The sequence below is a fragment of the Agarivorans litoreus genome (genome assembly GCF_019649015.1).
Classification (GTDB): Bacteria; Pseudomonadota; Gammaproteobacteria; order Enterobacterales; family Celerinatantimonadaceae; genus Agarivorans; species Agarivorans litoreus.
Map to the genome: position 1 here is coordinate 319,495 of NZ_BLPI01000001.1, position 12,182 is coordinate 331,676.

The following is a 12,182-nucleotide window of genomic DNA, read 5'->3' on the forward strand; positions in this document are numbered from 1 at the left end:
TATTTATGTTGTGTGCCTTCAACTGCTGATGAAGCAGCGCTCATTATACGTAACTTGACTGAGATCACAAAAAGAGCGCAATAAAAAAGAGGGATTAGCCCCCTCTTTTGAGAAAAATATAAGCTTCTAAAGACTTGGTAAACGTTTTAAAGACTTAATTAACTGTAAGTGATGACTAATGTCTTTAAATTTATGACTTTGCTCTTTATCCCACACCACTTGATAGTATTCTTTTAGCTCTTGTTCTGAAATTTTATTATCCAATACTTCATCGTTTTCCGACAACACCACTGTGCAGTTGCCTTTGTTCTTGGTCCGAAACTCAGTAACACACTTCGAAGCAATATCAATATACTCTTCTGGCCGCTCGATGCGTCCTTGCATATTTACTTCTGGGTGTAAATTAGGGTTGAAAATCACCGAGGGAATACCACATAAAAAGCCAATTCGCTCGCTCCAGTAGCCCCCTAAACCCACTCCACAAATCACTACTTCTTCTTCGGCACTTAACATAAGTTGCTTGTGTACTTCTTTAAGAAGATGACTCATGTCATGCCTTGGGTGAATGGTACTATAGCTAATAGGTCGAACATCAGGATCAACAAATTGCAGCTGCAGCACTTTTTCGTGGTTACCCGGGCTTGTTGAGTCAAAGCCGTGTAGATAAATAATCATCTCGCTTTACCTTCCTTAGAATCACATACTAAAAACAAGTGTATTTATAAACTGTTTGTTTCACTACTCATTTGCGCTATTTTCGCTGCGCGAGCGGCAATTTCTTTATAATGAGCTTGCGCTTCTAACTCAGACCAACTAAGTGGATATGCTTTGCCAACTAAACGCTCACCGGCGGGCACATCAGTGTGCTCTAGACCATCTAGCAAACTAATGCTTGCTTCTCGATCATTACAGGCGAGCAACAAATCACAGCCAGCATTTAGTGCCTGTTTAGCGCGCGCCACATGATCGCCCGCCACTGCCGCACCTTTCATGCTTAAATCATCACTAAATACTAGACCTTTAAACGCCAAACTTTTGCGTAGAATTTGCTGCAGCCAAATCTTAGAAAAACCTGCCGGCTTTTCATCGACTTGTGAGTAAATAACATGTGCAGGCATCACCGCATCCAACTTATTTTGGGCTATTAGCGAGGCAAACACTTGCATATCTTGCTGTTGAATGTCGGCAAAAGAGCGGTTATCACGCGCCTCTAAATGATGTGTATCGGCTTTTACATTACCATGACCAGGAAAGTGCTTACCGGTGGCTTTCATTCCTGCTACCAACATACCATCGACAAATGCGCTGGCAAGCTGAGTAATTTGTTCTGGCTTGTCACTAAATGCCCGCTGGCCAATTACGTCACTCACGCCATTAATATCTAACACGGGAGCAAAACTGATATCAATGTCGCAAGCTCGCAGCTCAACCGCCATTAACCAACCTAATTGCTTTGACCATTCAATGCCAGACAAGCCTAGCTGATTGGCGGTGTTGGCAATTTTCCCCATCGCAGGTATAGCAGAAAACTGCTCTCTAAAACGTTGAACACGCCCACCCTCATGGTCAACAGCAATCAGTAAACGCTGTTTGCTAGACGCTCTAATGGTTCTTACTAGCTCTATTAATTGAGCTCGGTCTTGATAATTACGGCTGAACAAAATAACCCCAGCAACTAAAGGATGCTGAAGCATTTCGCGTTCTTCTGTGCTGAGTTCAGTACCAAGTAAATCTAAAAAAAGAGGCCCCATCTATGGCTACCATCCAAAAGTAGATTTAGTTTCGGCCTTACGGATTTCAGTCTCATCAGCCCATTCAACTAAACCGGTTTTGAGATCCATTAAGCGCATGGTCATTTTGTAATAAACGTCTTTAGTCTTTTTGTTGGTTTTTACAATACTGGCTAGATTACCATAAAGCATATACTCAGCGCCGACCTGTTGACCAAATGCAATCGCTTTTGAGGGGTCAACTAAACCAACCTCATTTTGAAAGTCGAGCTGCTCTCGCACTTCATTCACGCGGCTCATATCAACAAATCGAAATTTGCCCGATTGCAATAACTTGGTGCTGATGGAATCAGTTACCGATTCGGTATCGATGTGTTCAGTAGTTTTATTTTTGATCCGTTCAACAAACACAATGGGGCGATTATTGGCGGTGATTTCCGCTAACAAAGGAGATGAGATCATGGAGTCAGTCATTTCGCCAGCAATCTTCTGCAAATCACTCGAGCCAAAAGCAACATCTACAGTTTCAACTTCTTGAGGGTCGCCATAGCTCACCTGAGTTGAACACCCAGTCAAGGTAAATGCCAGTACGGATGCTGCTAATACAAGTTTTTTCATGGGATATCTCTCTGTTATTCAACTTCTCTAACATAAATTTTGAAATGGTTGGCGTTGTGAACTAACGCCACCGATTGCACCTGAATTTGTTGCTTGCCGTGCAAGCTTAGCGGCGTCCATGCTGTTGTTGCATTGTTCAATTGTACATTGTTACTGTCGTACCAATAAAAACGATACTGTAAATTTAAGTCGCCTTTGAACAAAGATTGTATCGTGGCGACACCACGCAGGCGATCCATACCTTGGTGAGTTGCTGCATCAATAATGGTGAGCTTACGACCTAGATTAAGGTTATCTACGATTAACCATTGTTTACCATCAGGTTTGCCTGAGTCGGCTGCAATCCCTGAAGTATCAGTGGTGCACCCAACCAACAATACACTTAGTAACAGCAAATATTTCATAGCTTTACCCTCTTCATAAATTAAATACTTGAGCAGGAGCACCCAAATCACTGGTTAACACCAAAGTAACTTTTCTAGGCCTTAAAGTAATGCTTGTGGATGGTTCAATTAACCCCTCAAATTCTAGAGTATGTTCACCAACAGGCAAAGCTTTAACAGCAATCTGTGCTAAAGCTGGTAAGGTTTGCCAACTACGTGTATCGGCGCGCTCTGAAGCAACATTGTAAATATTGACTAAGGCATTTGCCCAATTTTCTTCGTCATCAGCTCTGTCTTTATTCACTTCTCGCCTAAATTGGTCTTTGGTGATAACTCGCAAGATTTGCCGTAGTAATATGCCTGGTAAATCTTGCTGCAGCTGCTTAGCTGCTAATTCATCAAACTGCACTAAACGTTCGGTAGCAAACTGTTCACCATTAACCGTGAGCTTTTGTGGAATGCTTACTTGGGCATTTTCCCTCATAATGGGCAGCGCTACCGTGTAGGTTTGCCAGCGATTATGGTTATAAAGTGGTAAAGTAAAACGGGCTTCTTGGCGAGCTGCAACGATTGATTGTTCATGGAGAACAATCAGCAACCCTTGTTGTTTACTTAAGGGAACAGCCTCTGCATGGGTATACTTTTTATAGTCACTCATCGAGAGTTTCTTGCCAAGGCGGGCTACTTCGGCTTGTAAATAGCTATTATTAGGCGCCAGTGCTAAGGCTTTTCGGTAATCGATGTAAGCATCATCCTCTTGCCCCGCCGCCAAGTACAATGCAGCTGATAGAGCAAACGTTAAACCATTTTGAAAAGCATTATCCACGGTTTTATCGTTGGAGTTTAGTCGCGGGTATTCTTGCATTAAATCGTCGTATTGTGCTTTGTAATCCCGTAATTGCTCTTCTAGGCTAATTGGTGCTTCTTGCATAGCTTGTTGTTGAATCATTGCCGCACGGCGCACCTCAATCAATGCCGACTCTAGGCCATTGCTATGCAAGTAATTTATCGCCTGATAATGATGCAACATAACCTGTTCATAAACAGGAATATGGTACTCAATAAAGTTGTCGTTGGTCGCCAAGGCCGAAACATTCTGTAAACCCGTTGATAAACGGTACTCCGCTTGCCGAGATAACCACTTAAGTTGTTCGTCAACGGTAGTAAAATGTGTTTGGCTTTGTTCATAATCGCCAGCGAGGTAGCTCATGCGGCCTTTTTCTAGTTGCTTAAGGTAGTAGTTGTTATCCCCTTTGCTTCCTTCGGCCAAAAAATCTGAGGCAAGTTCAAACTTCCCAGACCCAAGTTGGTAGCGACTCGCTCGTAATTGCTCATCGTAGCTCACAAAAAGATCACTAAAAACCGCGCTGCTGCAGCCAAGTAATACTATGCTGCAAACAAACGCAGCAAAAAAAGCTCGTGTTCTAAACAAAAGAATGTAAGCGAACTGACGGTTTACTAACATGCACTTAAACATGCGAGGTTTGAAGGCCATTTGTCTAAGTAAAACTCACGTGATGAAGAACCCTAGTTATAAACTATTTTGCTATTCAGACCCAACTTAGCTGTGAGTTATTTAGCAAAAAAGCACCTTAGCTGTACTTAATTTGTACAATTGACTTTAGATAAAAGTTTAAAAGGTAAAGTCTTCGATGGATCAGCCGCTAATATCAGTATAAAAGCGGCCTGCGCGAGTAGAGTTGTGATCTCTTACATAGTAAGAATAGACAACACAGGGCATACTTTTAACAAAATAAAATAATATAAAAACTATAAATAGCTAACAAGAACGGTTGGTCGAGGAATTATGAAAAAAAAGTCACTGAACGTAGCCTCATCGCTCCAATTTTTTAAGAATATTTCTATTGTTCATCGAGTAAACATTGGTTTCGGCTTTCTAGTTTTAATGATGGTACTTACCAATGTATTGTCGTTACAAACAGGCAGTCGCTTCAACCAGCAACTTGATACCGTAACAGAAGAAGCCACACCATTAGTGCTACAAAGTAGTCAGTTTGCGGTAGATTTGCTCACCGCCGATAAGTACTTTAAAGATGCCCTAACCTCTAGCGAATCTAATGCTATTAAAGCTAGCAGCGAGGCTTTTGAGCAAAGCGAGTTAGTATTTATTTCTTCACTTGGCACGTTACGCTCTATGTCGGAAGGCAATGCTGAGTTGGAATCTCGTTTAGATGCCCTAAACTCGCTAGATCAAAACTACTTCCAAGTCGCTAAACAGGTAATGAATGACAACATTAATTACTTGGAAGACTTACAATCGGTTAAGCGTAGCACCAACCAATTGTCGGTAATGCTACCGCAACTTAAGAAAAACCTATCAGATAAAGTAGCTGCATTGAACGATGATTACATTCGTTGGGCGGCTGAGAGCTTCTTAAATGCTATGGCCGTTATCGAGCTTAATACCTTAGAAGGCTTAAACACTAGCCAATCCAAAAAGGTTTCAGTCATCCTTAACCGCAACAACAAGCTAATCAAAAACTTCTTAAGTGCCACTTCTGACTTAGAGGAGGAAATACCTGAATTACGCAATGATATGGGCCACCAAATTGATCAGTTTGTGAAGGATTCAACTAAATCCGACGGTGTACTAGCGGCCCACTTAAAAGTGACTCAAGATAGTGAAGCAATTGCTAAACGTGTGAGTGAAACCTCTCTGCAGATTACCGAAGCGATTAGCCAGCTATCTAGCATTAACGACATCGCCAATGCGCAAGTTGACAATGCTTCAGAAAATGCGAATAAAATGCTAGAAGCTAGCCGCATACAGCTAATTACAGCAATGGTTATAGTGATTCCGCTAGCGCTATTAGTTGCTTGGAACGTTGCAAGCTCTATCAAACAGCCACTTAATTTGTTACTCAAAACGCTCAAAGCTGCAGCTGCGGGCGATATGACAGAAACAGTGAAATACCAAAGTACTAACGAATTTGGACAGCTAGCCGATTCAGCCAACAGCATGATGGAGCAAATGCGTTCCGTGTTAAATGACATAAGCGAAGCAGCAGAAAGCCTATCTAACGTGTCTAAAGGCAACTCTACTACCCTCAATACCGCAAAAATTGAGTTAGATAATCAACGACAAGAAACGGCTTCAGTTGCTGCCGCCATGACTGAAATGGAACAATCGGTAAGAGAAGTGGCCAAGAGCGCTAACATTACTTTGGAAAAAGTAATGGAAGTTGAAGAAGCGGCAAACTCTGGCCGACAAGTGATGAGCAACAACATCACCACTACACACCAATTATCAGAAAAACTAGAGCATAGTAGTTCAGTTATTGGTGAAGTTGACAGCATGAGTAACAGTATTGGCTCAATCTTAGATGTAATCAGAGGCATTGCCGACCAAACCAATTTATTGGCTTTAAACGCTGCGATTGAAGCCGCTCGTGCTGGCGAGCAAGGCCGTGGATTTGCAGTAGTAGCTGACGAAGTGCGAGTATTAGCACAGAAAACCACCAATTCAACAACCGAAATTCAATCTATGATTGAAAACCTCCAAAGAAGCGCTCAACGCGCTGTATCGGTTATGTCGGAGTGTTCTTCAGAAATGCAAGCCAGTATTTCTCAAAGCTCTGACGCTAACGGTGCAATGGAGGAAATCCAAGGCATTATTACTCAAATCTCTGATATGAGTAGCCAAATTGCTGCTGCGGCAGAACAACAGCAAGCCACCGGCGCTGAGATATCCAACAACCTTAACCGTATCTCAGATATTAGTGATGAGAACTACCAAAGCATTGAAATAGTGACAAGCACAAGTGAAGAGCTTGGTGAATTAGCAGGACAGCAAGACTCACTAGTTAAACGCTTTACCCTTTAGGTTTCACTGCAACTAAAAAAGGCTCCTTTAGGAGCCTTTTTTAGCGATAAACCTCTGATATTGCTCCCTTTCCTACCCCTTCGTAAGCAATAACTTTCAAACTATGTCCTTCCATCACGCTTGCTAAGGTAGATGCAATATACGCAGCTAAATTCTCGACAGTAGTCTCACAGGGCAGAATGTCTGTTTCTTGTTTGGGTAGCACTAGTTCAAAATAACCTTGCGGCGATTGATAGGCAAACGCGTAATGGTTTTGCCAGGCTTGCTGTTGGTAAAAGCTAATGTCTTGCTGGCTAATTTCATCACTTTCGCTACCAAGGTAAATATTGCGCCACTTCATCGCCCAACTGGTGGCTAAGTCAATGTCGTACTCCCCATCTACCTGAATTTCTATAGTGGAACGATGCCCATGAGCGATACGCTGACAATTGCCATCGTGCTTTTTCAATCCGTGGCTATAGTGATAATAAGGACCATCGATAGATTCGTGTCTTAAGGTAATAACCAAATCTTGAATGTTCGCCGGCAGTTGCTCTAAAACGACATTTTTTACGTACGCGGTTAAGGCTTCGTTACTCACCTCTACCGAGTCAATAAAGGTATACGCTTCATCAGGGCAACGTAAATGAATGCTCTTTCCATGCGGTCGCATGAAGTCCAATTGGGTATAACCTTCGCCGGTTTTTACCTTACATAGAGGCGAGCGAATAGGCACCAACAGTTTGTGATCGACCTTTTCATCGATTAAACGTTTAATCAGCTTTTTTACTTGGCCAAAATCTAACAGCATATCCATATCATTAAGTGAACCACCTAACTCTATGTCTACTAACCAACTCTCTCCCACTAAACCACGATCAGGACAAAGGTAGGTAGAGTCGATTACGGTTAAATCTTTTACAAATAATTTCATAATGCTGCTCATAAACGCGAATGCGGCTCATTATAACGGCAAGTGCATAGAATAGTCATCGCCTCAATGCTCTCTAATCCAAACAGCGTAGATCTATGATATGGTTAAACTATGTCATGGAAACGATAGATATTGATGTGGACCCTATAGCTCCGGAACTTCTCAAGCAGTTTAATGCCCTTCCTTGTCAAACCGAAGTGCATTTACAAATACCCACTCCCACAAAGCCATTGCGCTTAAGAAGTCGCTTAATTGGTATTGAGCCGGGAATGTGTGTGATTTTATCTCGCGGAATGGACCAAAATTGGGAAGCAGCTAGAGATTTAATTCGAGAAGGTCAGTCAATTGTTGTGCGTATTGTAAACGAAGGCGATCCAAACGCTACGATATTTGCCTATCGCGGCTCTATTTCTAAGCTAATGAGTAGTGTTGGCCGCTGGGTAGTGTTGGATTATCCACGCAACGTGCAAAAAATCAGTTTACGCCAACACAGCCGCTTGCCTATTTCCTTGTCTTGCAATATGCGCAGTGGCGCTGATAAACAAGAATCTTTCGATGGCTTACTAAAGGATTTATCACTAAATGGTGGTGGCTTTGTGTCTAGTCCTATTCCTCTGCCGTTAACTAAACAAGCATTTACACTAGAATTAACAGTAGAAGACCAAGAGCCATTAGCGATAACGGTGAATATTTGTAATCAGCATTTAGAACAACGCTCACCAGAAAAAGTGCATTACGGCTTAAGCTTTGATGCCGACGACAAACTTAAGCAAAGATTTATTGAACGTGCGCTTCTAGAAATTGTGCAACGAGAAAACAAAACTCCCGGTTTAAAAGCATAAGCACGATTCAAGGTACAAAAAAAGCGACCCAAGGGTCGCTTTTGAATTAACGGTCAAGTTCTAGTCTTTGTTGTACTTGGCAGTACGCGGGAACGCAATGCCATTACTATCAAACAAGTAACAAGCTTTAGTTGGCAGGCCTACACGTAGTTCATCACCATTTTTACTTGGGAATTCACTGCGTGCTTTAAAGGTAAAATCGAAGCCTTTAACGTCCATATAAACGTAAGACTCTGAACCTAGGTGTTCAGCAACTACTACTGTACCTGTAATGAAGTTCTCTGCATGAGCATGGGTATCTTCTACCAAGTGCTCTGGACGGCAACCAAGCTCAATTAAATCACCTACGCTTGCACGGCTAGTATCTACCGCAGCAGTGATAACATCGCCAGTTACCAATTTAACTTTACTTTCTTGCTCACCAGTTTCTATGATTTCGCCTTCGATGAAGTTCATTTTTGGCGAACCAATAAAGCCAGCAACAAACTTATTAGCTGGGTTATGGTAAAGCTCTAACGGAGAACCGTATTGCTCCAAGTTAGTGGCAGCATTAGGGTCTAGTGGGCTAAGCACCACAATCTTATCAGCTAAGGTCATCGCTTCCACTTGGTCGTGGGTAACGTAGATGATAGTTGATTGCAGTTCTTTGTGCAGTTTAGCGATCTCGATACGCATCTTCACACGAAGTGCTGCATCAAGGTTAGATAGTGGCTCATCAAATAGGAATACGCCTGGTTGCTGTACAATACAACGACCAATAGCAACACGTTGACGCTGACCACCACTTAACTCTTTTGGCTTACGGTCTAGAAGAGGATCTAGGCCTAGAATGTCAGAAGCATTATCTACTCGGGTTTTAATCGTATCTTTATCAACCTTTTTCAACTTAAGGCCGAAAGACATATTTTCGCGTAAATCCATGTGTGGGTATAGTGCGTAAGACTGGAACACCATACCTACGTTACGTTCTACTGGCGGTACGTCATTCATGAACTTACTACCAATGTTAAGCTCACCACTAGTAATATCTTCTAAGCCAGCAATCATACGTAGCAACGTTGACTTACCACAACCTGATGGACCAACAAATACAACAAACTCGCCATCTTTAATATCTAGGTTAATATCACGCAAGGTATCTTGGTGAATTGCCGGATCGTAGTTTTTACGTACATTTTTTAGAATTACATCAGCCATTATTAGCTCCAAACTGAATAAAGCCTTCGCTTTACTCGCAATCAATCTTGTTTTGCGTAGCTACAATAAGTAGCTACGCCCAAATAATTTAACCTTTAACACCACCAGCTGTTAACCCGCCGACCAACCAACGTTGAGCCATTAGGAACACTAGCGTGATAGGGAATCCTGACAATACAGCTGCAGCGGCGAAATCGCCCCACAAGTAGTTTTGCGGATAGAGATATTGTTGAGCACCTACGGCGAGCGTGAGCTTATCAACATCTTGCATCAATACAGACGCCATTGGTACTTCGGTAATTACACCAATGAATGCAAGAATGAACACTACTGCCAAAATAGGAACAGAAAGCGGTAACAATACCAATCTAAACGCTTGCCAAGGAGTTGCGCCATCAATAGCAGCAGACTCTTCTAATGCCGGGTCAATGGTTTCGAAGTACCCTTTAATGGTCCACACGTGAAGTGCAATACCACCTAGGTAAGCGAAAATTAACCCGCCGTGAGTGTTTAGACCCAACCAAGGAATGTATTCACCAATCTTGTTGAACAAGGCGTAAATTGCTACCAAGGCCAATACAGATGGGAACATTTGGAAAATCAACATACCGTTAAGAATGGTTGCTTTACCTCTAAAGCGCATACGAGCAAACGCGTAAGCACTAGTTGTAGATAGAGCCACGATTAGTAAGGCTGAGATACCCGCTACTTTAATCGAGTTCCATAACCAAGTTAGTACTGGGAATGGAGGCGGCGTTAATGAACCATCTGGGTTTACAACTGTAATCCCTAAGGCCAAGCGCCAGTGATCTAAAGTAGGGTTAGATGGAATCAATTCACCTACCGCAAAGTTACCAGTACGGAATGAAATTGTGATTACCATTAATAATGGGAAAATAATTAAACATAGAAACAAACATAGCACTACGTGAGTAGCTAGTTTTCTATATTTCAATGATTTAGGTTGAACCATTGCCATAGTAGCTTCTCCTTATGCCGTTTTATCAGCTTTAGTTAGTTTCAAGTTAATTAATGCTAGTGCACCAACCACTAAGAAAATTAGGGTTGCAATGGCACTTGCAAGACCATAATCCTGACCACCGTCACCTTGGAAGGCTATTCGGTAGGTGTAACTTACGAGTAAGTCGGTTGTACCAGCAGGTGTCGAAGCACCAATGATATCAGGACCACCGTTGGTCAATAACTGAATCAAAACAAAGTTGTTAAAGTTAAAGGCAAAAGAAGCCACCAATAATGGTGTTAAAGGTTTCATTAACAACGGAACAGTAATGTTGAAGAAGTTGTTAATTGGTCCCGCTCCATCCATTGCAGAAGCTTCGTATAAGTCTTCTGGAATAGACTTAAGCATCCCCAAACATAAAATCATCATGTAGGGGTAACCCAACCAAGTGTTAACGATCAAAATCATCGACTTGGCCATTACCGGATCAGTAAACCAGTCTGGTTTGATACCAAATAAGCCATGTAAGATTTCGTTAATCTCACCAAAGTTTTGGTTGAATAAACCTTTAAATACCAGGATTGAGATAAAGGCTGGAATCGCGTAGGGGAGAATGAGCACTACGCGATAGATAGCGCGACCTTTTAGCTCTTCCCATTGAATTAGACAGGCTAAAACCATACCAATGGCTAAGGTAAATGCCACGGATGCCGCAGCAAAAATCACTGTCCAAATGAAGATTTCGATGAACGGTTCTTTAATTCCTTTATCGGTAGCAACACGTTCAAAGTTTTTCCAACCTACGCCAACAGTAAAGCCAGGCGCTAAACGGCTACCAACAAACTCTCCATCACCATCAATGTACTGGTAGTAACCTGTTTCCATGTTTGGCAGCATAAGCTCGCCAGTCTGGTTGTTACGCAGAATAGAAGGTCCGGGTAAAATAGCACCACTTTCTTTTAGCACTACTCCATCTTCAAGGCGTGTATATAACGGCTTCATCGCAGAGAACTTGCGAAGACCATTCATAACCAGTTCATCTTGATTAGGTGTAACTAATACGATGCTATTAAAGAACTGACGATGAGAGATAATTTCTTTAATTGGCGCTTTTTCACTAGTAGGTAAAGCGTCAACTTCTTGTAATTTAATTCGCTTAGTTGGCAGCGTTAATTTGCGCGCTCGAACATCTGCGTTTGACACTACTTCAACAGGACGAGTAACAAAAAACTTGTCGTCTTGTGACAGTGCTAGAACATACTTACCTTCAGATTCTTGATGCAGCTGAAAGTCAAATGAACCGCCCTTCGCCATATAAGTTTTCTGGATATGTAACTGCTCTACCCGCTCAAGCGACAACAAGTTGGTGCCACTATAGTTGGTAAAGGCAATTCCAATGGTGTATGCCAGAGGGAAGATGATAAATACAACCATCCCCGCAATGCCGGGGAAAATATATCTGTGCGCATACATTTTTTTACTTAAAAAAACGTAAACACCGGTAGAAACAACAACAAGGGTGAGCAATGCAAATGCATATTCACCACCTGCATACATCAAAACAATTGCATAGCCGTTAAGCAATACAATCGCCGTGATCAGCAGAAGTTTTAGCCAAGCATACTTGCCTTGCATAAAACCTGGAGACGCAGAAAGACCCATCTTATGTACAACCTTTGTATTTGACCGAAATT

11 protein-coding genes are annotated in these 12,182 nt (G+C 42.1%); 2 read left to right on the forward strand and 9 right to left on the reverse strand.

Annotated features, from left to right (window positions below):
• Positions 1-126: 126 nt before the first annotated feature.
• Genes ycfP through K5L93_RS01490 form a run of 5 tightly spaced genes read right to left on the reverse strand, consistent with a single transcriptional unit; the run spans position 127 to position 4,076 of the window.
• Entirely contained in the window at positions 127-675 is a 549-nt protein-coding gene (gene ycfP, locus K5L93_RS01470; protein ID WP_220718157.1) for an alpha/beta hydrolase YcfP, read from the reverse strand.
• A 44-nt stretch (positions 676-719) separates the two neighbouring features.
• Positions 720-1,751 carry a beta-N-acetylhexosaminidase gene (gene nagZ / locus K5L93_RS01475; protein ID WP_220718158.1) on the reverse strand — a complete coding sequence of 344 codons (1,032 nt, stop codon included), beginning with the start codon at positions 1,749-1,751 and terminating at the stop codon, positions 720-722.
• A gap of 6 nt (positions 1,752-1,757) precedes the next feature.
• Positions 1,758-2,348, reverse strand: a complete 591-nt coding sequence (lpoB, locus tag K5L93_RS01480) for a penicillin-binding protein activator LpoB (RefSeq protein WP_220718159.1) — start codon at positions 2,346-2,348, stop codon at positions 1,758-1,760.
• Between the two features lie 14 nt (positions 2,349-2,362).
• Positions 2,363-2,752, reverse strand: coding sequence for a YcfL family putative periplasmic lipoprotein (locus K5L93_RS01485; RefSeq protein WP_220718160.1), 390 nt, complete (start codon positions 2,750-2,752; stop codon positions 2,363-2,365).
• A gap of 13 nt (positions 2,753-2,765) precedes the next feature.
• On the reverse strand, positions 2,766-4,076 hold the full coding sequence (locus K5L93_RS01490) for a COG3014 family protein (RefSeq protein WP_220718161.1): 1,311 nt from the start codon (positions 4,074-4,076) through the stop codon (positions 2,766-2,768).
• Positions 4,077-4,538: 462 nt separating this feature from the next.
• On the opposite strand from K5L93_RS01490, the gene K5L93_RS01495 reads away from it, so the two are divergent.
• Entirely contained in the window at positions 4,539-6,575 is a 2,037-nt protein-coding gene (locus K5L93_RS01495) for a methyl-accepting chemotaxis protein (RefSeq protein WP_220718162.1), read from the forward strand.
• Between the two features lie 40 nt (positions 6,576-6,615).
• Here the strand turns inward: K5L93_RS01495 and K5L93_RS01500 are convergent, their stop codons facing one another.
• Complete coding sequence (locus K5L93_RS01500; protein WP_220718163.1) at positions 6,616-7,488, reverse strand: 6-carboxytetrahydropterin synthase; 873 nt, start codon at positions 7,486-7,488, stop codon at positions 6,616-6,618.
• Positions 7,489-7,604: 116 nt separating this feature from the next.
• Here K5L93_RS01500 and K5L93_RS01505 point away from each other — a divergent pair, with 116 nt between their 5' ends.
• Positions 7,605-8,330 carry a PilZ domain-containing protein gene (locus K5L93_RS01505; protein ID WP_220718164.1) on the forward strand — a complete coding sequence of 242 codons (726 nt, stop codon included), beginning with the start codon at positions 7,605-7,607 and terminating at the stop codon, positions 8,328-8,330.
• A 60-nt stretch (positions 8,331-8,390) separates the two neighbouring features.
• Here K5L93_RS01505 and K5L93_RS01510 read toward each other — a convergent pair whose 3' ends face one another.
• From K5L93_RS01510 to malF, 3 genes are all read right to left on the reverse strand, one after another.
• Positions 8,391-9,527, reverse strand: coding sequence for an ABC transporter ATP-binding protein (locus K5L93_RS01510; protein WP_220718165.1), 1,137 nt, complete (start codon positions 9,525-9,527; stop codon positions 8,391-8,393).
• Positions 9,528-9,615: 88 nt separating this feature from the next.
• Positions 9,616-10,506, reverse strand: a complete 891-nt coding sequence (gene malG, locus K5L93_RS01515; RefSeq protein WP_016402572.1) for a maltose ABC transporter permease MalG — start codon at positions 10,504-10,506, stop codon at positions 9,616-9,618.
• A gap of 12 nt (positions 10,507-10,518) precedes the next feature.
• Positions 10,519-12,150: a maltose ABC transporter permease MalF gene (malF, locus tag K5L93_RS01520; RefSeq protein ID WP_220718166.1), complete on the reverse strand. Its 1,632-nt coding sequence runs from the start codon at positions 12,148-12,150 to the stop codon at positions 10,519-10,521.
• Positions 12,151-12,182: the final 32 nt, after the last annotated feature.